The organism is Streptomyces silaceus, from assembly GCF_001419745.1.
Lineage (GTDB): Bacteria > Actinomycetota > Actinomycetes > Streptomycetales > Streptomycetaceae > Streptomyces > Streptomyces silaceus.
In genome coordinates this window covers 1-21,090 of record NZ_LIRJ01000008.1, presented here as the reverse complement: position 1 = coordinate 21,090, position 21,090 = coordinate 1, and the positions used below count along the sequence as shown (strand labels likewise).

At 72.0% G+C, this 21,090-nt stretch carries 19 protein-coding genes and 1 pseudogene; 5 read left to right on the top strand and 15 right to left on the bottom strand.

The annotated features are described in order from the left end of the window. Positions 1-116: 116 nt before the first annotated feature. The 12 genes from AOK22_RS42360 to AOK22_RS00945 form a co-directional block, all read right to left on the bottom strand. Positions 117-1,901 (bottom strand): eCIS core domain-containing protein, encoded by a 1,785-nt coding sequence (locus AOK22_RS42360; protein ID WP_079036251.1) that lies wholly within the window; start codon positions 1,899-1,901, stop codon positions 117-119. 313 nt (positions 1,902-2,214) lie between these two features. Further along, a complete protein-coding gene (locus tag AOK22_RS00995) occupies positions 2,215-3,492 on the bottom strand; it encodes a thymidine phosphorylase (protein ID WP_055696595.1) in 1,278 nt (425 codons plus the stop codon). Between the two features lie 120 nt (positions 3,493-3,612). Then, a complete protein-coding gene (locus AOK22_RS00990; protein WP_079036248.1) occupies positions 3,613-4,014 on the bottom strand; it encodes a cytidine deaminase in 402 nt (133 codons plus the stop codon). Beyond that, positions 4,011-5,273 (bottom strand): ABC transporter permease, encoded by a 1,263-nt coding sequence (locus tag AOK22_RS00985; protein ID WP_055696594.1) that lies wholly within the window; start codon positions 5,271-5,273, stop codon positions 4,011-4,013. Before AOK22_RS00985 ends, AOK22_RS00990 begins: the two co-directional genes overlap by 4 nt. Then, on the bottom strand, positions 5,270-6,427 hold the full coding sequence (locus AOK22_RS00980; RefSeq protein WP_055696593.1) for an ABC transporter permease: 1,158 nt from the start codon (positions 6,425-6,427) through the stop codon (positions 5,270-5,272). The genes AOK22_RS00985 and AOK22_RS00980 overlap by 4 nt, the downstream gene beginning before the upstream one ends. After that, a complete protein-coding gene (locus AOK22_RS00975) occupies positions 6,424-8,049 on the bottom strand; it encodes an ABC transporter ATP-binding protein (protein WP_079036247.1) in 1,626 nt (541 codons plus the stop codon). Before AOK22_RS00975 ends, AOK22_RS00980 begins: the two co-directional genes overlap by 4 nt. A gap of 257 nt (positions 8,050-8,306) precedes the next feature. Continuing rightward, positions 8,307-9,359, bottom strand: coding sequence for a BMP family lipoprotein (locus tag AOK22_RS00970; protein ID WP_055696591.1), 1,053 nt, complete (start codon positions 9,357-9,359; stop codon positions 8,307-8,309). A 301-nt stretch (positions 9,360-9,660) separates the two neighbouring features. Further along, entirely contained in the window at positions 9,661-10,743 is a 1,083-nt protein-coding gene (locus tag AOK22_RS00965) for a BMP family lipoprotein (RefSeq protein ID WP_107101815.1), read from the bottom strand. 228 nt (positions 10,744-10,971) lie between these two features. Beyond that, positions 10,972-12,219 (bottom strand): amidohydrolase, encoded by a 1,248-nt coding sequence (locus AOK22_RS00960; RefSeq protein ID WP_055696589.1) that lies wholly within the window; start codon positions 12,217-12,219, stop codon positions 10,972-10,974. A 131-nt stretch (positions 12,220-12,350) separates the two neighbouring features. Next, entirely contained in the window at positions 12,351-12,869 is a 519-nt protein-coding gene (locus AOK22_RS00955) for a hypothetical protein (protein WP_055696588.1), read from the bottom strand. A 243-nt stretch (positions 12,870-13,112) separates the two neighbouring features. Next, on the bottom strand, positions 13,113-13,514 hold the full coding sequence (locus tag AOK22_RS00950) for a GNAT family N-acetyltransferase (protein WP_055696587.1): 402 nt from the start codon (positions 13,512-13,514) through the stop codon (positions 13,113-13,115). Between the two features lies 1 nt (position 13,515). Then, complete coding sequence (locus tag AOK22_RS00945; protein ID WP_055696586.1) at positions 13,516-14,412, bottom strand: LysR family transcriptional regulator; 897 nt, start codon at positions 14,410-14,412, stop codon at positions 13,516-13,518. 109 nt (positions 14,413-14,521) lie between these two features. Here AOK22_RS00945 and AOK22_RS00940 point away from each other — a divergent pair. The 5 genes and pseudogenes from AOK22_RS00940 to AOK22_RS00920 all read left to right on the top strand — a co-directional run. Then, positions 14,522-15,376: pseudogene (locus AOK22_RS00940) on the top strand (MFS transporter); the annotation flags it as partial. Continuing rightward, the gene (locus AOK22_RS00935) at positions 15,376-15,879 is read left to right on the top strand and encodes a pyridoxamine 5'-phosphate oxidase family protein (RefSeq protein WP_055696585.1); all 504 of its coding nucleotides are present in this window, start codon (positions 15,376-15,378) and stop codon (positions 15,877-15,879) included. The pseudogene AOK22_RS00940 and the gene AOK22_RS00935, both read left to right, overlap by 1 nt. 208 nt (positions 15,880-16,087) lie before the next feature. Then, a complete protein-coding gene (locus AOK22_RS00930; protein ID WP_055696584.1) occupies positions 16,088-16,486 on the top strand; it encodes a peptidoglycan-binding domain-containing protein in 399 nt (132 codons plus the stop codon). An 83-nt stretch (positions 16,487-16,569) separates the two neighbouring features. Next, entirely contained in the window at positions 16,570-17,028 is a 459-nt protein-coding gene (locus tag AOK22_RS00925) for a protein-tyrosine phosphatase family protein (protein ID WP_055696583.1), read from the top strand. Between the two features lie 78 nt (positions 17,029-17,106). Continuing rightward, positions 17,107-17,688 (top strand): carboxymuconolactone decarboxylase family protein, encoded by a 582-nt coding sequence (locus tag AOK22_RS00920; RefSeq protein ID WP_055696582.1) that lies wholly within the window; start codon positions 17,107-17,109, stop codon positions 17,686-17,688. Here AOK22_RS00920 and AOK22_RS00915 read toward each other — a convergent pair. Genes AOK22_RS00915 through AOK22_RS00905 form a run of 3 tightly spaced genes read right to left on the bottom strand, consistent with a single transcriptional unit; the run spans position 17,636 to position 21,076 of the window. After that, entirely contained in the window at positions 17,636-18,775 is a 1,140-nt protein-coding gene (locus AOK22_RS00915) for a hypothetical protein (RefSeq protein ID WP_055696581.1), read from the bottom strand. The two genes, AOK22_RS00920 and AOK22_RS00915, sit on opposite strands and share 53 nt — an antisense overlap. Positions 18,776-18,810: 35 nt before the next feature. Continuing rightward, positions 18,811-19,752 (bottom strand): N-acetylneuraminate synthase family protein, encoded by a 942-nt coding sequence (locus tag AOK22_RS00910; RefSeq protein WP_055696580.1) that lies wholly within the window; start codon positions 19,750-19,752, stop codon positions 18,811-18,813. A gap of 13 nt (positions 19,753-19,765) precedes the next feature. Beyond that, positions 19,766-21,076 (bottom strand): N-acylneuraminate cytidylyltransferase, encoded by a 1,311-nt coding sequence (locus tag AOK22_RS00905; RefSeq protein ID WP_055696579.1) that lies wholly within the window; start codon positions 21,074-21,076, stop codon positions 19,766-19,768. Between the last annotated feature and the right edge of the window lie 14 nt (positions 21,077-21,090).

Below are 21,090 nucleotides of genomic sequence, written 5' to 3'. Positions count from 1 at the left end.
GGCCGGAACTCATCGGTGCCGCCCGCCCGCGCCGCCGTCGTATGCGTCTCCGTGCACGTCTCCGTGCATGTCTTCGTGCCCGCCGTCGCGCGCCGCGCCCCGCGCTCCGTCGCCGGTCAGGTGGCCGCCGGAGGACGCTTGCGGACCCGCAGCGTCAGGGGGTTCACGAAGTCACCGCGGCCGTTGTCGTACTGCTGCTCGTGGAACGTCTGGCCCGCGCCCGATCCGTACATGCGGAAGAACCACTTGCTGTTCCACTCCTCCTTCGCCTCCGACAGCCGCCTGAACTCCTCGCCGGCCCTCGCGGCGCTTCCGGAGAGCTCCCGCAGCAGCTTGTTCAGCCGGTCCATCTCGAAGCCGGTGGGCGGGGTCTTGCCCCCGGGGCGGAGCAGCGGGATCGCCGTCTTCGTCCTGAACTCCTCGACGAGCCTGGGGAGCAGTTCCTTGAGCGCGTCACCGGAGTTGGCGGTCCGCGTGTAGTTCTCCAGGGTGACGCGGTCCTGGCCGTCCGCGCTGAGCGCCGCCACGCCCGCGAAGTGGAAGCCCCAGATGTCCTGCGGGCGTTCCGTCGGGGTGGCGGACCCGGCGAAGTCGAGCTTCTCGGTCTGGCCCAGGGAGACCGTCGTGTAGCCCTCGCCCACCGCGGGAGCGGCGGCCTTGTTCACCCCGAGGGCCGCCGACGCGGTGTCCATCTCGTCGGGGTGCTCGCGCAGGGCGCCGCCGTAGCGCTCGGGGGTGGCCGCCTGTGGTGCGCCGACCCCGTCGGCGAGGCCGCCGGCCAGCGCGTCGACGGTGCCGTCGCCCCAGGGCCTGGGCTCCTGGCCGGTCAGGACGACGTCCGTGTCCCTGCCGCCGCCCATCAACTCGCGGGCCACGTCGATGCATTCGGACTTCATGAGGTTCGCGAAGCCCGACTCGGCGTTCCTCGGGTTGTCGCGCGCCTCCGGCTGTACGCGCTTGAGGACGACGGGACGGCCGTCGGCCGGGTTCTCCACGGAGATCTGCGCGCCGCGCGTCACCAGGCGGTACTTGCTGCCGACGCCGTCCGCGCCCCACAGCGCTTCGTTGCTCGCGTCGACGACGGCCTGCGTCGCGTAGAACTCCTTCGGCTCGCGCTCGGTGTCGTGCACGGCGAGCGTGCCGTCGCCCGCCACCCGCAGGGGCAGCCCCAGCTGTCCCGGGGGCGGCTCGACGCCGGTCTCCTCGGCCACGTCCTGCTGGAACGGGTCGTGCGTACGGACCCCGAGGTGGTCCACCGAGTGCTTGGAGGTGCGCTCCGGGTCCGGGACGAGGACGCCCTGCGGTGACTGCGACTCGAAGTGCGGGCCCTCGCCCTGCTCGCTGACCAGGCTCTTGACCCGGCCGGACGCGTAGCGCTGGATGCCGTCGCCGGGGGTGCCCGCGGTGGGGGCGGACGTCTCGGGGGCAGCCGTCCCGGGGGCGTCCGGCGCCGGACCGGAAAGGACCCGGTGGGCGGTGGCCTCCGCCTCGCGCTCGAAGCGGTCGGAGGGGTCGGAGACCTTCAGGCCCGAGCCGTCGTCGGTGCCCGCGACCGGTCCCTGCCGCTGCTGGATGACGTGGGTCAGCTCATGGGCGAGGGTGTGGCGGTCGGCGCCGCCGTCACCGATGACGACATGGCTGCCGGAGGTGTAGGCGCGGGCGCCGACCTCGGCCGCCGAGGCCTTCGCGGCGGCGTCACTGTGGACGCGTACGTCGGAGAAGTCCGCGCCGAGGCGGGCCTCCATGTCGGTGCGGGTCGGCTCGTCCAGCGGCTTCCCGGCGGAGCGCAGCACGTCGTGCACGGCCGAGCGCTGCACGGCGGGCCGCTCGCCCCCGTGCCCGCAGCCGGGACCGTGCTGGTGCGCGTCGGCCGCGAACGCGTGCCCGGCCCGGCGCAGCATCTGGACGACGGCCGCGTTCCCCGCGCCGCGCTGGAGGGCGTGGAGGCCGCCGTGCGGGGTCGCGCCCGGGGCGGCGGGCCGCCGGTCCGGGCCGCGGACGGGCCCGGCACCGGCGGTGCTGCTGTGACCGTGCTCGTACAAGGTGGCCCTCCCGCGCAAGCTGTGACTCCACCCTGCATACGCGGGACGCCCCGACGGGGTCCAGGTACGGAAGGGCACGATCCCCGGCCACGGGGGCAGACCGTGCCCGCGCCCCGCAAGGGGCGCGGGCACGCACGACGCACCCGCGGCCGGCGTACGGGCCCCCGGGCTCCTAGCCGATCCGGTCCAGCACGATCGGCGACGGCGCGAAGTCCGTGCCCGCGGCGGCGATGTCGTACGACCCCTCGACCGCCTGGAGCGCGTACGCGAAGCGCTCCGGGGTGTCCGTGTGGAGGGTGAGCAGCGGCGCGCCCGCCTCGACGGAGTCGCCCGGCTTGGCGTGGAGTTCGACGCCCGCCCCCGCCTGGACCACGTCCTCCTTGCGGGCGCGCCCGGCACCCAGGCGCCAGGCGGCGACGCCGATGTCGTACGCGTCGAGGCGGGTCAGCACGCCGGACGACGGCGCCGTCACGACGTGCTTCTCGCGGGCCACCGGCAGCTCCGCGTCCGGGTCGCCGCCCTGCGCGGCGATCATGCGGCGCCACACGTCCATCGCGGAGCCGTCGGCGAGGGCCTTCGCCGGGTCGGCGTCCTTCAGACCCGCCGCGTCCAGCATCTCGCGGGCCAGGGCGAGGGTCAGCTCGACGACGTCGGCCGGGCCGCCGCCCGCGAGGACCTCGACGGACTCGCGGACCTCCAGGGCGTTGCCCGCGGTCAGACCGAGCGGGGTGGACATGTCGGTGAGCAGCGCCACCGTGCGCACACCGCTGTCCGTGCCCAGCTCGACCATGGTGGAGGCCAGTTCGCGGGCGTCGTCGAGGTTCTTCATGAAGGCGCCGGTGCCGACCTTCACGTCCAGGACCAGCGAGCCGGTGCCCTCGGCGATCTTCTTCGACATGATCGAGGAGGCGATCAGGGGGATGGCCTCGACGGTGCCGGTCACGTCACGGAGCGCGTAGAGCTTCTTGTCGGCGGGGGCGAGGCCGTCGCCCGCCGCGCAGATCACCGAGCCGACGCCCTCCAGGACGTTCAGCATCTCCTCGTTGGAGAGCAGGGCGCGCCAGCCGGGGATGGCCTCCAGCTTGTCGAGGGTGCCGCCGGTGTGGCCGAGGCCCCGGCCCGAGAGCTGCGGGACGGCCGCGCCGCAGGCGGCGACCAGCGGGGCGAGCGGCAGCGTGATCTTGTCGCCGACGCCGCCGGTGGAGTGCTTGTCGGCCGTGGGGCGCGACAGCGAGGAGAAGTCCATGCGCTCGCCGGACGCGATCATCGCGGCGGTCCAGCGGGCGATCTCCTTGCGGTTCATGCCGTTGAGCAGGATCGCCATCGCGAGGGCCGACATCTGCTCGTCGGCGACCGCGCCGCGGGTGTAGGCGTCGATGACCCAGTCGATCTGCTCATCGCTGAGCTCGCCCCGGTCGCGCTTGGTGCGGATGACGGAGATGACGTCCATGGCAAGTCCTTCCAGCAGTACAACGGCGTACACATGCGCTCGGTCGCGACTCTACGCGCATAGAGCGGTGAGCAGAAGACGGCCCCCGTCCGCTGCTCGGCAACGGGCGGGGGCCCCGGGTCAGTTGAGGTGCTGCGGCCCGAACGCGTCGGGGAGCATGTCCCCCAGCGTCCGCACGCCCGACGGCGTCTCCAGGAGGAGCTCCGCGCCGCCGAACTCGTAGAGCAGCTGGCGGCAGCGGCCGCACGGCATCAGGATGTCGCCCTTGCCGTCCACACAGGTGAAGTGCGTCAGGCGGCCCCCGCCGGTCAGCTGGAGCTGCGAGACCAGACCGCACTCGGCGCACAGGCCGAGGCCGTAGGAGGCGTTCTCCACATTGCAGCCGGCGACGGTCCTGCCGTCGTCGACCAGCGCCGCGGCGCCGACCGGAAAGCCCGAGTAGGGCGCGTACGCACGGGACATGGCCTCGCGCGCGGCCTCCCGCAGGGAGTCCCAGTCGGTGTCCGCGGCAGCAGTCGTCACTTGCCCTGTCCCTTTCGGTACGGCATTCCGTCCGCCTTCGGCATCCGCAGCCGCTGGGCGGAGAGCGAGAGGACCAGCAGGGTCACCACGTACGGGGTCGCGGTGACGACCTGGTTGGGCACCTCGTCGGTCAAGCCGTACCACAGGAACATCAGCGCGGAGACGGCCGCGGTGATCACCGCGGGGATGTACCGCTTGCGCCACACCAGGTAGATCGCGCCGATGACCAGCAGGATCGCCAGGAGCAGCAGCAGCGCGTGCACGTTGGTGCCGCCACCCCGGAGCTTCAGGCTGTCGGTGTAACCGAACAGGCCCGCGCCGAGCGCGAGTCCGCCCGGCATCCAGTTGCCGAAGATCATCGCGGCGAGACCGATGTAGCCGCGGCCGCCGGTCTGGCCCTCCAGGTAGATGTTGGAGGCGACCAGCGAGAGGAAGGCGCCGCCGAGGCCCGCGAGGCCGCCGGAGACGACCACGGCCAGGTACTTGTACTTGTAGACGTTGACGCCGAGCGACTCCGCCGCGATCGGGTTCTCGCCGCAGGAGCGCAGCCGCAGACCGAACGACGTGCGCCACAGGACCCACCAGCTCAGCGGCACCATCGCGACGGCGATCACGGTGAGCGGCGACAGATCGGTGATCAGCCCGCCGAGCAGGCCCGCGAGGTCGGAGACGAGGAACCAGTGCTTGCCGTTGAGGTCGGCGAGCCAGTCGGACAGGCCCGGCACGGAGAAGGTGCCGAGCGAGTCGACGGGCGGCGACTGCTTGGACGTACCGCCCTCCTCGCCCTCGAAGGCGAAGGTCGAGAGGTAGCGGGTGACGCCCAGGGCGAGGATGTTGATGGCCACACCGGAGACGATGTGGTTGACGTTGAAGGTGACCGTGACGATCGCGTGCAGCAGGCCGCCGAGCGCGCCGCCGACGATGCCGAACAGGACACCGACCCACGGGCCCCACTGGAAGCCGGCCCAGGCGCCGAACCAGGTGCCGAGGATCAGCATGCCTTCGAGGCCGATGTTGACGACGCCCGCGCGCTCGGCCCACAGACCGCCGAGACCGGCGAGGCCGATCGGCACGGCGAGCTTGAGGGCCGTGGACATCTGGCCGGTGGACGTGATGCCGTCCGCGCCGGTGATCAGGCGGACCACGGAGGTCAGCACCAGCACACCCGCGATGATCAGCATGAGGACGGGGAGCGAGACGCGGCGGCGGCCCGGCGCGGGCTGCTTGGCCGAGGGCTTGGCGACGGTTGCCGTGCTCATCGGGCAGCCACCTCCTTCGCGGAGTCGTTGTTGCCGTTGGAGCCGTTGGAGCCGTTGCCGGCGTTCGCCCGTGCGGCGGCGGCCAGTTCCTCGCCGACGCGCTGCTGCTGGCGGCTGAGGCCCCAGCGGCGCACGGCCTCGTAGGAGACGACGACCGCGATCACGATGAGACCCTGCATGATCACCGCGATCTCCTTGTCGTACGGCTCCGGCTGGGCGTAGTCCAGAGCGGGCGAGGCCTTGTCGAGGAAGGCCCACAGGAGCGCGGCGAAGGCGATGCCGACCGGGTTGTTGCGGCCGAGCAGCGCGATGCCGATGGCGGTGAAGCCGAGGCCCGAGGGGAAGCTGAGGCTATAGGTGTGGGTGTCGCCGAGCAGGATCGGCAGGCCCGAGAGGCCGGAGACCGCGCCGGAGATCAGCATCGCGCTGAGCACCATGCGCTTGGCGTTGACACCGCTGGCCGCGGCGGCCGACTCGGAGGCGCCGGTGGCGCGCAGGTCGAAGCCGAACCGGGTGCGGTTGAGGACCAGCCAGTACAGGACGCCCGCGAGGACCGCGATGACGACGAAGCCGTAGATCTCGCCGCCCGCGACCTTGATCCCGGGGAACCAGCCGGACTTCTCCATCACGCCGGTGGTCTGGTTGTTGCCGACCGGCACACCGAAGTTCTCGGTGAGCGTGAGGTAGCCGATGACGCTCGTCGCGATGGCGTTGAGCATGATCGTGGCGACCACCTCGCTGACGCCGCGCGTGGTCTTCAGGACGCCCGCGATGCCGGCCCAGAAGGCGCCGGTGAGCATGGCGACCAGCATGAGCATCGGGATCTGCAGGAAGGACGGCAGCGCGACGTGCGCGCCGACGACGGCGGTGACCATCGCGGCGAGCCGGTACTGACCGTCCACACCGATGTTGAACAGGTTCATGCGGAAGCCGATGGCCACCGCGAGCGCCGCCAGGTAGTACATCCCGGCCTGGTTGATGATCAGGACCTGGACGTCGGAGAAGGTGGCCTGCTCCAGCATCAGGGTGTACGGCTCGATCGGGCTCTTGCCCGAGGCGACCAGCACGACCGAGGTCAGCGCCACGGCCGCGATCAGCGCGATGACCGGTCCGGCCACCGCGAGGAGCAGCCGCTCCTTGTCGAACTTCTTCATCGGGCCTCGTCCTCCGACGTGCCGGCGGAACCCTCGGCGGGCTCCTCTTCTACGTGTTCGAGGTGGCCGGAGGCCGCGCCCGTCATCGCCGAACCGAGTTCCTCGGGCGTGATGGTGGCCGGGTCGGCGTCCGCGACGAGCCGTCCGCGGTAGATCACGCGGAGCGTGTCGGAGAGGCCGATCAGCTCGTCCAGGTCGGCGGAGATCAGCAGCACGGCCAGGCCCTCGCGGCGGGCCTCGCGGATCTGGTCCCAGATCTGCGCCTGCGCGCCGACGTCCACGCCGCGGGTGGGGTGGGCCGCGATCAGGAAGCGCGGCTTGTGGCTCATCTCGCGTCCGACGATCAGCTTCTGCTGGTTGCCGCCGGACAGGGAGGCGGCCGTCACGTCGATGCCGGGCGTACGGACGTCGTACTCCTCGACGATGCGGCGGGTGTCGGCCTGGGCGCCCTTGGGGTCGAGCCAGAAGCCCCTGGCGTTGGGCTTCTCGGTGACGTGGCCGAGGATGCGGTTCTCCCACAGCGGCGACTCCAGGAGGAGGCCGTGGCGGTGGCGGTCCTCGGGGATGTACCCGATGCCGTCCTCGCGGCGCTTGCGCGTGGGCTGCGCGGTGATGTCCTGGCCGGCCATGCGGATCACGCCGGAGTCGGCGTGCTTGAGGCCGATGAGCGCGTCGATCAGCTCGGTCTGGCCGTTGCCCTCGACGCCCGCGATGCCGAGGACCTCGCCCTCGTGGATCGTGAAGGAGATGTCGTCGAGCAGCGCGCGGCCCGACTCGCCCTCGGCGAGCAGCTTGAGGCTCTCGACCTGGATCATCGCGCGGTCGGTGACCGTGGACTCCGCCGTCTCGGGGGTGGGCAGCTCGCTGCCGACCATCAGCTCGGCGAGCTGGCGGGGCGTGGTCTCGGAGGGGATCGCCGTGCCGACGGTGGTGCCGCGCCGGATGACGGTGATGTCGTCGGCGACGGAGAGCACCTCGCCGAGCTTGTGCGAGATGAAGATGACGGACAGGCCCTCGGACTTGAGCTCGCGCAGGTTGTCGAAGAGCGCGTCGACCTCCTGCGGCACGAGCACGGCCGTGGGCTCGTCGAGGATCAGCGTGGTGGCGCCGCGGTAGAGGACCTTGAGGATCTCCACGCGCTGGCGGTCGGCGACGCCGAGGTCCTCCACGTACGCGTCGGGGCGCACCCCGAGGCCGTAGCGGTCGGAGATCTCGACGATCTTGCGGCGGGCGGCGCCGCCGATGCCGTGCAGCTTCTCGCTGCCGAGGACGATGTTCTCCAGGACGGTCAGCTGGTCGGCGAGCATGAAGTGCTGGTGCACCATGCCGATGCCGCGGACGATGGCGTCCGCGGGGCTGCCGAAGGCGACCTGCTCCCCGTCGACGGTGATGGTGCCCTCGTCCGGCTTCTGCATGCCGTAGAGGATCTTCATCAGGGTCGACTTGCCCGCTCCGTTCTCACCGACGAGGGCGTGCACGGTGCCCTTGCGTACGGCGAGGTGGATGTCGTGGTTGGCCACGACGCCGGGGAAGCGCTTGGTGATGCCGCTGAGTTCAACGGCGGTGCCACCGGGGGCGACGGGTGCCTTGTCGGTGGGCGGAGGGCTGGTGGACGCGTCGATGGCGCACTCTCCTCGGGGGGCCGGAAGGCCGGAAGGGCCTGAGGGAAAGGGGCCGCCTACGCGCGCAGTGCCCCTGCTGGGTGGGGGAAGTTCCCTGCCGGAGGCCGTCCGCCGGGCGGCTGCCCGGCGGGACGTCCCGCACGATCCGAACGTCCCCGGTGCTACGGGAAGTTGAGGTGTGGTCCGCGCGAACGGGGCGCGGGTGAACCATCGTCCCCCACACCCCGTCGCACGAGAATCACGCTGACGTCACGGCGTCACGGCGTGCTCTTGACCTTGATCTTGCCGCTCTTGATGCCCTCTTCGGCCTTCTTCAGCGCGGCCTGGACGTCCTTCATGCCCATGAACTCGGGGTTCGACTCGGCGAGCGCGACACCGCCGGAGGCGAGGTCGGCGCGGACGACGCCGCCCTTGGCGTTGCCGTCCTCGACGGCCTTCGCGAGGTTGTACACCGAGCCCGCGACGTCCTTGGTCGCCGAGGTGAGGATGTACTTCTTGTACTTCGCGAGGGCGTCCTGCTTGTACTGGTCGGAGTCGACGCCGATCGCCCAGACCTTCTTGGCGGCGGCGGCCTCGATGACGCCCTGACCCGAGAGGCCGGCGGCGTGGTAGACCACGTCGGCGCCCTTCTCGATCTGGCCCTGCGCGGCGGTCTTGCCCTTGTCGGGGCTGGAGAAGCCGCCGTCCTCGGCCTTCTCGGTCAGGTACTGCTTCTCGACCTTGACCTTGGGGTCGGTGTCCTTGACGCCCTGGACGAAGCCCGCCTCGAACTTGTGGATGAGGGGGACGTCCACGCCGCCGACGAAGCCGACGGTCTTGGACTTGGTGGTCTTGGCGGCGGCGACGCCCGCGAGGTAGGACGCCTCCTGCTCGCTGAAGACCAGGTCGGCGACGTTGTCGGCCTTGACCGTTTCGTCGTCGACGATGCCGAAGGTGGTCTTCGGGAACTTCTCCGAGACCTCCTTGATCGCCGGCGCGTAGGCGTAGCCGACGCCGATGACCGGGTTGTAGCCCTGCTTGGCGAGCTGCGTCAGGCGCTGGGTCTTGTCGGCGTCCGACTCGCCGTCGACCGGCTCGACGGCCTTCTCGCCGGTCTTGAACTCCTTGGCGGCCTTCTTCATGCCGACGGTCGCGGCGTCGTTGAAGGACTGGTCGCCGGCACCGCCGACGTCATAGGCGATGGCCACGCCCTTGTTCTTGTCGTCCTTGCTCGCGGCGGCGTCGCTGGACGTGCCACCACAGGCGGAGACGGAGACGGCGAGGGCGGCGGTCGCGGCGCCCGCGACAGCGATTCGAGACACCCGGCGCATAGGGACGAACTCCTTAGTACAAGCAAGGACAAGCACGAACGAGCGCCTCACCCGGCGCTGATTTCGCCGCAGCGTAACGCGCGTAGACCTGACATAAGAACCCTTCTGTCCGGTCCGTTATCGAGCTGTGGCCGCGAGACGTACGGGGTGTGTCGGGGGTGAGAACACGCCAGGGGCGCCCCCTCCAACAGGGGGCGCCCAGACGGCAGAAGGCGTACTACGTACAACCTTGATCCATTTCCGGCGTGCGGCCGGGGGTCGGGTAATACGTACAACGTGATCCCCGCCCCGCCCGCTCCCGCTACGGCACCGTCTTCACCTTCACCCTGCCGCTGACGATGTCCTCCTTGGCCTTGTCCACGGCGGCCACCACGTCCTTCATCGCCGTGTACTTCGGGTTGGAGTCGGCGAACCCGACGCGGCCCGACTTGAGGTCGTAGCGCTGCTCGCCGGTGATGGGGTCGCCCTCGACGACCGACTTCGTCAGGTCGTACACCGCCCCGCCGACGTCCTTGAGCGCCGAGCCGAGGATGTAGTCCTTGTACTTGGCGAGGGCCTTCTGCCGGTACTGGTCGGAGTCGACGCCGATCGCCCAGACCTTCTGCGCGCCGGCCTCCTGGATGACGCCCTGCCCGGAGAGGCCCGCCGCGTGGTAGATCACGTCGGCGCCCGCCTCGATCTGTCCGCTCGCCGCGTTCTGTCCGCGGTCCGGGCTGGAGAATCCGCCCTCCTCGGGCTTCTCGGTCAGATAGCGCTTCTCGATTTTGATCTTCGGGTCGACGGACTTCGCGCCCTGCACGAATCCCGCCTCGAATTTGTGGATGAGCGGAATGTCCACGCCCCCCACGAATCCCACGTGTTTGGCCTTGGACGCCTTCGCCGCCGCGACGCCCGCGAGATAGGAGCCCTGCTCCTCGTGGAAGACCAGGTCGGCGACGTTGTCCGCCTTCACGGTGTTGTCGTCGATGATCCCGAAAGTGGTGCCGGGGTACTTCTTGGCGGCCGCCTCGACCGCGGGCGCGTAGACGAAACCGACGCCGATGACCGGGTCGTAGCCCTGCTTGGCGAGCTGTTCGAGGCGCTGGACCTTGTCGGCGCTGGACTCGCCGTCGCCCGGCTCCATGTCCACGCCGCCGATCTTGAATTCCTTGCGCGCCTTCGAATAGCCCGCGTAGGCCGCATCGTTGAAGGACTGGTCGCCCTGCCCGCCGATGTCGTACGCGAGTCCGATGCCCTTGGCCTTGTACGACGAGCCCGCGGAGCCCTTGTCCTTGCCGCCGTCGTCCTGCGAGGCCTCGCCGCTGGTCTTGCCGCAGCCGGCCGCGGCGAGTGCGAGGACGGCGAGTGTCGCGGCGATATGAGTGGTGCGAGATTTCCGAGAGATTCGACGCACAGGAAGCACCCCTTGATCCCCAACGCGCCGCGTACGGCGCTGATTTCGGCGCACATTAACGCGCGTAGAAAGGGAGGGGAACGGTTTCTCCGGGTGCCGTTACCGCTTCGTGCTTTTCCCGCGGGGACGGTCGCGTCCCCCGCGGTGAATTCCCTCGGGGCCGGTCGCGCCCCACGGGAACACGGCGGACGCGACCGGCTCCGGAAACCCTGTGCGCCGCTAGCGCACCGCGTCCAACAGGGCGACGGCGGTGAAGAGTTCCACGCCGACCGTGATGGCCGACTCGTCCGCGTCGAAGTCGCCCTGGTGGAGGTCGCGGACGGCCCGCTCCCCCGGCCTGCGCACCCCGAGCCGGGCCATGGCGCCGGGCACGTGCTCCAGGTACCAGGAGAAGTCCTCGCCGCCGAGGCTCTGCTCGGTGTCCTCGACGGAGAGCGCGCCGCGCCGCAGGGCCATGGCGTCCCGCAACAGGTCGGTGACCGCCGGGTCGTTCACCACGGGCGGCACCCCGCGCACGTAGTTGATCTCGGACTTGGCGCGGTAGAGGTCGGCGATCTCCTGGACCGCGCCGTGCACCAGGTCGGGCGCCTCCCGCCAGGCCTTGAGGTCGAGGCAGCGCACGGTGCCGGAGAGCTCGGCGTGCTGCGGGATCACGTTGCAGGCGTGGCCCGCCTCGATGCGGCCCCAGGTCACCGCGAGGCCCGAGCGGGCGTCGGCGCGGCGGGCGACCAGGGCGGGCACCTCGGTGGCGACCTTGGCGGCGGCGGTGACCAGGTCGGTGGTCAGGTGCGGGCGCGCGGTGTGCCCGCCGGGCCCGTCGAGGGCGACCTCCAGGCGGTCGCAGGCGGAGGTGATGGCGCCGTGCCGCAGGCCGATGCGGCCCGCGTCGACGCGGGGGTCGCAGTGCACGGCGATGATCTTGCCGACACCGTCCAGGACACCCGACTCGATGGCGTCGGTCGCGCCGCCCGGCAGGACCTCCTCGGCGGGCTGGAAGATCAGCCGCACCGGCACGGGCAGCCGGCCCTGCCGGGCCAGCTCGGCCAGGACGAGTCCGGCGCCCAGGACGACGGTGGTGTGCACGTCGTGTCCGCAGGCGTGCGCGCGGTCGGGCACCGTCGAGCGGTACGCCACGCCGTGCTTGGTGTCCGGAATGGGCAGCGCGTCGATGTCGGCGCGCAGGGCGAGCATGGGGCGTACGCCGTCCCGGGCTCCGATGTCACAGACGAGCCCGGTGCCGGTGGCGAGCACCCGGGGCGCGAGGCCCGCCTCCTCCAGCCGGGCCTTGATGGCCGCGGTGGTGCGGAACTCCTGGTTGCCGAGCTCGGGGTGCATGTGCAAGTCGCGCCGGAAGGCGACGAGTTCGGCGCGCAGCTCCTCGGGCAGCGCGCCGGGGAGCGTGTCCGCGATCGCGGACCCGCCTCCGGACACGTCGTCGGGCACCTCTTCTTCGGACGCACGGGACATCAGTTGGTTCACCCTCTGAAGGGTAGGGCGACACCGGGGCCAACTGACCCACGATCAACAAAAGTTCAGCCCGATAGGGGAAGAATTTGTGGCCGCGTGGCGCATGACCCTTGGTCGCGGTGGGTAAACTTTCAGGCCATCATGAGTGATGCGGGGGCCGTCCGCCGCCGGTAATAGGCCCACGCCACCGCCGCGAGCAGGGGTGGCCAGGCCATCAGCGGCGCATAGCACACCAGGAGCAGCGCGGTCTGCGCCGTGCTGTCGGTGACGCCCCCGTCGGCGAGCCCGGCGAACTGTGCGTAGAACGCCCATCCGACGAGCGAGGTCAGAGCGGCGGCGCCGAGGAACGCGGGCACCGCGGCGGCCAGCGGCCGCACCCGGCGTCCGCCCAGGACGGGTATCCAGCGTGGCACGATCTCACCCCATTCGCGCACCAGTCCGAGCGTCAGCAGGGCGAGCCCCTCGGAGACGACACTCAGCATCAGGATGTACACGGCCTCGCCGGCGCCCCGCTGGGGCTCGGCGAGCAGGGGCAGCCCCGCGACGAAGCCGACCCGCCACAGCGCGGAGGGCAGGGTGAGCAGCGGCACGGCGTGCGCGGCGAGCGCGGCCCAGCGGGGGACCTCGGGAAGTGCGGTGATTCTCGGCATGCTCCGATGCTGTCGCCGGCGGGAGCGGCTCGCGTCGTCGCCGGGGACCGGGCGGGTCCGCCGGGCGGGGGAGGCCGGTCTCCTCCTGCCGCGCCGGCGGCTCCGTGGAGCGCGCCGGCATGAACGAGCGCCTGCGCGGCCCCGAGAGGCTGACGATGCCGGTCCGTCCCCTGGCGCGGTGAGGCGCCGTCGACGGCGCTCGGGACCTCGGGAGGCGGTCGGAGAGGGGCTCCCGGCACGCGCTCAGCGGAGCGCGATCAGTCCCGCCGCCGTCTCCTTGAAGCCGCACGCCTCGAAGTAGAAGCCGCGCAGCTCGTCCTCGAAGTCGACGTGCAGCCACTCGCACCCGGCCTCGCGCGCGCCCTCCACCGCGCGGGCGACGAGCCCGGCCCCGATGCCCCGCCGCCGGGACCGTCCGGCGACGACGGTGTCGAGCACGAAGGCGTGCACACCGCCGTCCCAGGCGACGTTGACGAAACCGGCGAGCCCACCGGCGTCGTCCCGCGCGCAGACCCAGCCCAGGCTGTGCCGCTCGACCTGCGCCCGCCAGCCGATCTCCAGCGCCGGGTGTCCGAACCCCTCGGCGTGCAGGGCGTTGACCTCGGCGTCCTGGAAGTCGCCCCGCCATACGTAGGTGATCGCCACGTCAGGCCGCCGGCCCCTGCGCCACCTCGCGGGCCGTGCGGGCGAACGCCGCCACCGCGCCCGTGTCGTGGCCGAGCCGCCACACCAGGCCGTATCCCGTCGGCTCCGCGTCACGGAAGGGGACGTAGGTGACACCGGGGCGCGCGAAGTACGTGGCCGTATGCGCGGGGGACAGCAGGGCGCCCCGGCCTGCGGCCACCAGCATCAGGGCCTCCTGCATGTGGGTGACGCCGGGGCCGCGTCCGACGGCGCGGCCGCTCGGGGTGCGGGCCGGGACGTGGTGCTCCAGCCAGTAGTCGGGGACCTCCCCGGCGATCGTGAGGAGGGCGACGTCCGCGAGGTCCTCCGGGGTCACCGCCTCCCGCGCGGCCAGCGGGTGGGTGGACGGCAGGGCGAGGACCCGGTCCTCGGCGAGGAGCAGCGATCCCCCGCCCAGGTCCGCCTCGCGCACCGGGAACTCGGTGAGCTGCACGTCGAACTCGCCCTTGCGCAGCTGCCCGTAGGGATCGCCGAGCGGCACCTCGCAGACCTCGACGGCCAGACCGGGGTGGCTGACGCGCAGCGCCTCCGTCGCCTTCATGACGATCTCGCCGGTGAGAGGATTGCCGAAGCCGACGTGCAGGACGGCCTCGATGCCGCGCGCGGTGGAGACGGCGCGCTCCAGGGCGGCCTCGATGGCGCGGTGGTGCGGTTCGAGGTCGGCGCGCAGCTGACGGCCCAGCGCGGTGAGGGCGACACGGCGGCTGGTGCGCACGAACAGCGGGGCGCCGACGCGGCGTTCGAGGCGCTGGACGAGCTGGCTCACCCGGGCCCGGGACAGCCGCATGCGCTCGGCGGTGCGGCCGAAGTGCACTTCCTCGGCGAGGATGAGAAAGCACTCCAATTCGTCGCGTTCCATCGACGTACCCCCAGGTCGTTCCGTATCGGTCAGCCTGGCTTACCGAACGTTGCGATCTTCGCCGTTGTTCCGCCCCCGGCCCCCGCGGAGGCTGACGGCATGAACACGAACACCGCGCCCCAGGCGCCGGACTCCCCCGACAGACATCACCGCCTCTTTCGTGCTCCTCGTGCTCGGCGTGGAGCGGGCCACGCACACCTCGTTCGCGTGGACGGCGCTCACGATCGGCGCCGGGCTCGTGCTGCTCGCCGCGTTCGTCGCGATCGAGCGCCGGGCGGCCGCGCCGCTGGTCCGCCTCGGCATCCTGCGCAGCTGGCCGCTGGTCCGCGCCGACCTCGCCGGACTCCTCTTCGCCGCGGGCTTCTTCGGCTTCCAGTTCCTGGTCGTGCTCTACCTCCAGGAGCTGCGGGACTGGTCGACGCTCCAGACCAGCCTCGCGATGATCGTCATCGGCGTCGACGCGATCCTCTCCCCCGTCCTCACACCGCGCCTGGTGCACCGCTTCGGCAACGCCCGGGTGATCTTCGGCGGACTGCTGCTCGCCGCGCTGGCCTACGCACTGTTCCTGCCGGTCGGCGCCGACTGGACCTACGCGATGATGTTCCCGGCCCTCATCGTCCTCGGCATTGCCTTCTCCCTCGCCTACGGCCCCCTGACCATCGTCGCCACCGAAGGGGTCGCCGAGGAGGAGCAGGGCCTGGCCGGTGCGCTGCTCTACACGTCCTTCCAGTTCGGCGCCGCGCTCGGCCTGTCGGCGGTGACCGCCGTCAACGTCGCCGCCACCGCGTCGGATTCGCCCGCCGACCTGCTCGACGGCTACCGCGCCGCCCTGTGGGTGCCGCTCGCCGCCGCTCTGCTCGCCGCGCTGATCAGCGCGTTCGGGCTGCGTACGCGGGCCGGGAGCGCGCCGGTCGCCGCGGGCGGTCCCGCCGAGGCCCCCGCCGACCTGACGGCGGCCCGCTGATGGCCACCGAGCGCGCCGGATCCTTCGCCGAGATCCAGGACACCTTCTTCGGCTACGTACGCGAGATCAAGTACGCGACGATGATCACCGTCGACCGCGCGAACCGGCCCCGCGCCCGGGTCCTGCTGCCCGTCTGGGAGGTCGTCGACGGCGTCCCGGTCGGCTGGCTCGCGGCCTACAGGACCCCGGTGAAGACGGCCCACCTGGCGCACAGTCCGCACACCACGTACTCCTACTGGAGCCCGCGCCAGAACACCGTCCACGTCGACGCGCTCTCCGCCTGGGCCGAGGACGAGGCGTCGCGGCACCACGCCTGGGACCTCTACCGCAGGGGCGGGCCGCCGGGCGTGGGCTACGACCCGGTGCACTACTGGCGGGGCGGCCCGGACGACCCCGGGTACCACGTGATCCGGATCGAGCCCCGGCGGATCCAGCTGGTGCGCGGGAGCGATCTGCGGAGCGTCATCTGGCGGCCGGACACGGCGCTCCCCGCGGCGAGTTGAGCGCCCCGGGGGCGGGCTGCGGTCTACCGCGCGGGGTGGACGCCCCTCGGGCGCTACGGCGGGGGTTGACCGCGCTGCAACCGTCGGTGCAGGCGGGAATCACACCACCACGGGACGCGCCGAGAGGGGCCGCCGCCCTAGCGTGAGTGGTGCCCGGGCATCCCACATCCGAGGCGGCGCGCACGCCGCCCGACCCACAGGAGCGCCCATGCTCGTCCACCGCAAGACCGCCGCCGTCCTGGCCACCGGTGTCCTGGCCGCGACCGCCGTCACCGGCGCGGCCGCCACCGCGTCGGCCGCCGCCCCGGCCGCCGAGCCCTCCGCCTCCGTCGCCCTGGCCGGCTGCTCGTGGCGGACCGGCCTCGGGTTCTACTGCGGCTACGACACCCACAACACGTACGCCGACTACGGCGACAGCGGCAAGAAGGTCAAGGAGATCCAGGCGCTCCTGCGCTTCCGGAACTACAACATCGGCCCCGACGGCATCGACGGCCAGTTCGGCAAGAACACCCGCTCGGCCGTGCGGGCGTTCCAGCGGGACTGCCGCATCGCGGACGACGGCATCGTCGGGCCCAACACCTGGTCGTGGCTGCGGACCGGTGTCTGAGCAACCCCCTGCGGCGCGTGCTCCCCACCGTGACAATGGAGGCGTCCATCGACGCCACTGATCCAGGGGGAGCACGCATCGGCATGTCCGACAACGACCGTACGACGGAGGCGACTTGGTCGCCCACGGCCCACGGCGTGCTCGCGCTGCCCTCCGGGCGGCTCGTGCGCGGCCGTGGGCTGCGCCATGCCCTGCCCGAGGGCGACGCGCCGCACTTCGGCGTCTACCTCCTCGGCAAGCAACCTCCCGAAGTCCCCTGGGACTCACGGTGGTTGCGGTGGCCGGACTTCCGGCTGCCGAGCGACCGGGAGCGGGCGCGCGAGCTGCTGCGCGAGGCGTGGGAGCGCGCGGCCGGTGAGCGCGTCGAGGTCGCCTGCGGCGGCGGGCGCGGCCGGACCGGGACGGCGCTGGCGTGCCTCGCCGTGCTCGACGGGGTGCCCGCACGCGACGCCGTCACCTATGTGCGCGCCCGCTACGACCGGCACGCGGTGGAGACCCCCTGGCAGCGGCGGTACGTGGCGCGTTTCGCGGACCACGGCTGACGCCCGCGCGGCCACGTGGCCGCTCGACCTCCCGCCCTCCCGACCACTCGACCTCTCGACCCGAGGAGACACGACCCGATGGCCGACACCGACCGGATACCGCCCCTCGAACCGCCCTATCCCCCGGACGCCGCCGAGGTCCTGGCGCGGATGACGCCGGAGGGGCAGAAACCGCTGGCCCTCTTCCGGATGTTCGCGCACAACGTACCGATGCTGGACGCGATGAACGGCTGGGGCTCCTACCAGCTGGGCGACAAGCTGACGGTCGGCATGCGCGAGCGGGAGATCGTCATCGACCGCATCTGCGCGCTGTGCCGCGCGGAGTACGAGTGGGCCGTGCACGTCGCCTTCTTCGGTCCGAAGGCCGAGCTGACCGAGGAGCAGATCACCTCGCTCACCCACGGCGCGAGCACCGACCCGTGCTGGACCGCCGAGCGCGACCGTCTGCTCATCGAGCTGACGGACGCGATGCACGGCGACGGCGGCGACATCGACGACGCGCTGTGGGCGCGCCTGACCGCCGAGTTCACCCGGCAGCAGGTCCTCGACCTGCTGTTCCTGGCCGGCTGGTACCAGACGGTCAGCCTGGTCACCCGCGCCACCCGGCTCAGCCCGGAGCCGGGGACCCCGCGGTTCGAGGACTACCTGCCGAAGCCGTGATGACCGAGGTGAGCCGGTGCACGTCCCGCGCCGTGCCCGTCACGCCGGACAGGAAGCCCTGGGCGCGCGGTGAGGCGTTCTCGGTGAGCCAGTCCGGGTCGATGTCGCAGACCGCCACCTTGACCTCGGTGCCCGCGAGGGCCAGGGGCAGGGTGTGCACGACCGTCGAGGGGAAGCTGAGGATCGTGCGGCCGATGGGGCCGCGGCGGGCGATCAGTTCCAGGGGCAGGTCGGGGCGGACCACTTGCAGGCCCGTCTCGACCGCGAGGCGGTGCAGCTTCTCGGCGCTCTCGCGGCGGTGCGCGAAGTAGCGTGCGGCGCCGTGCGTGAGGGAGAGGGCCCGGACCGCCTCGACATAGCGGTCCGGGTCGACCACGCCGGTCTCCACCAGGGAGGTCCCCACGAGGTCGGCGCCGCGCGTGATCCGGGGCGGGCCGAAGCGCTCCCTGGTCCAGGCGAAGGCGTTGACCGTGATGTCGACGCCGTCGGGCGCCTCGTCGATGGGCATGGCCGAGAAGACCTCGACCGAGCGGGCGCCGCCGGGCGTGAGGCGGCGCCGTGCCCGTGCCGAGACCGGGGCGAAGACCAGGTCGCGGGGGCCGGGCCTGCCGCCCTTGCGGTGCCAGCGCTGGAGCCGCTCGCCGCGGGCCAGCTGGGAGACGAACTCCATGGTGGCCGTGCCGTCGTCGACGACGACCAGCCGGCGGGCCCGGGTGATGGTGAGCAGCAGCTGGACGTAGCGCGAGAACGGGTCGCCGATGACGATCCGGTCGGCTCTGCGCAGCGGTCCGGCGAGGCCGCCGATGGTGTGGAAGGGAGCTGACGCGCCGCCGCGCGCCTCCTCCCAGCGGACCTCGACGCCCTCGTCGCGGGCGAGCTGGGCCATGCGGCGCAGCTGGCCGCGGGTCATGGGGTCGTTCGGGGAGAGGACGACGACGGTGAGGCCCCCGGTCGGGCCGGTCGCGGCCGCGGCGTGCGCCCACTCCAGGACGTTGAGGAGTTGGACCGGGCTCTCCACGAAGGCGAGCGTGGCGGCCGCCCCGTCCGGGGCCGTGGTGTCGGCGGCGGTGCCGACTCGGGGGCTCATCGTCGTCTGTCCGTATCCCGGTAACCGGTGGGCGCTCAGACCGCGACCGGCTCGGACTCGGCCTCGGCGACGACGCCCGCGACGCGGCGGAGCTTCTTCATCGGGCCGAGCTCCGACTCGTAGACCTTCTTGACGCCGTCACCGAGGGAGGCCTCGATGGTGCGGATGTCGCGGACCAGGCGGGTCAGGCCCTGCGGCTCGACGGAGGCGGCCTGGTCGGAGCCCCACATGGCGCGGTCGAGGGTGATGTGGCGCTCGACGAAGGTGGCGCCGAGGGCGACGGCGGCGAGGGTGGTCTGCAGGCCCGTCTCGTGGCCGGAGTAGCCGATCGGGACGTTGGGATACTCCTGCTGGAGGGTGTTGATCACGCGGAGGTTGAGCTCCTCCGCCTGCGCCGGGTACGTCGAGGTGGCGTGGCACATGAGGATGTTGTCCGAGCCGAGGACCTCGACCGCGTGGCGGATCTGCTTCGGGGTCGACATGCCGGTGGACAGGATGATCGTGCGGCCGGTGGCGCGCAGGGCGCGCAGCAGCTCGTCGTCGGTGAGCGAGGCGGAGGCGACCTTGTGGGCGGGCAGGTCGAACTTCTCCAGGAAGGCGACGGCCTCGGTGTCCCACGGGGAGGCGAACCAGTCGATGCCGCGCTTGGCGCAGTGCTCGCTGATGGCCTGGTACTCGGACTCGCCGAACTCCACGCGGTGGCGGTAGTCGATGTACGTCATGCGGCCCCAGGGGGTGTCGCGCTCGATGTCCCACTGGTCGCGCGGCGTGCAGATCTCCGGGGTGCGCTTCTGGAACTTGACCGCGTCGCAGCCGGCGTCGGCGGCCACGTCGATGAGCGCGAAGGCGTTCTCCAGGTCGCCGTTGTGGTTGATGCCGATCTCGCCGGTGATGTACACGGGCTGACCGGGACCGGCCGTCTTCGAACCGAACTGACGGAGGCGGGAGTTGGCGCCGATGGAGGTGATGGTGCTCATGGCAGGAAATTCCTTAGTCGTGGAGGGAGTCGAGAGAGGGGCCGAGGATCCAGGTGGCGATCTCTCGGATCGCGCCCTCACCACCGGGGACGGTGGTGACCGCGCGTGCGGCGCCGCGTACGACGTCGTGGGCGCTCGCGACCGCCACGGGCCAGCCCACGAGGGCGAAGCACGGGAGGTCATTGACGTCGTTGCCGACGTAGAGCACGCGCTCGGGCGCGATGCCCTGCTCCTCGCACCACTGCTTCAGTGCGAGGTCCTTGCGGTCGATGCCGTGCAGGACGGGAAGCCTGAGCTTCCTGGCGCGCGCGGCGACGACCGGGTTCTGTTCCGTGGACAGGATCAGCATGTGCAGCCCGCTCTTGCGGAGGGCCGCGATGCCGAGGCCGTCCCCGCGGTGCACGGAGACGAACTCCCGTCCCTCGGAGTCGATCAGCACCCTGTCGTCGGTCTGGGTGCCGTCGAAGTCGAGGACGACCGCGTCGATGTCGGCGGCGGTCGGAAGGGCGTCCGCGCGGCCCGCGTCGAAGAGCGGGGCGAGCACGCGGGCGCGGGCGAGGTCGTGCGGGTCGTCGACCTCCAGGACGCGGGCGGGGTCGGTGCGGACCGGTTCGGTGCGGCCGAAGAAGCGGTGCTTCTCGGTGCGGAATCCCGCCGCGTCCATCGCGTAGGCGGCGCCGGTCTCCAGGAGGTCCTGGGGGCGGTCCTGGCGGCGCGGACGGAAGGACTTGTCGTGGTTGACGCCGTAACCGCCGCCGGTCTGCGTGGAGTTGGCGAGCGTCGCGGTGCCGCCGACGGCGTCCGTGCGGCGCGCGGCCAGGCCCTGGGTGCCCTCGTCGGTGGCGTCGTCCGCCGCGTCGCGCCAGATGAAGCCGTGGAAGGGGGCGATGGTGACGGCGGTGTCCGCGCCGTTCTCGACGACCGCCCCGGCGACCCCGTCGACGTCCTCGCGGGTGAGGAAGGGGCTGGTGCACTGGACGAGGAGGACCACGTCGACCGTGTGGCCGTGCCGTTCCTCGTGGGCGTCCATCGCGTGCAGCACGGCGGCCTCGCTGGTCGCGGTGTCGCCGGCGATCGCGGCGGGGCGCAGGACCACCTCGGCTCCGGCGGCGCGGGCGGCCTCGGCGATCACGTGGTCGTCGGTGGAGACCACGACGTCCGTCACCAGGCGGGCGGCCAGGCACTCACGGACCGCGCGGGCCACCAGCGGGACGCCGCCGACCGGTGCGAGGTTCTTGGCGGGCACCCCCTTGGAGCCGCCGCGGGCGGGGATGACGGCGAGCACGCGGCGCGCCGGTGGGCCGGCCGGGTCGGGGTGGGTCATGGGCGCTCCTTGGG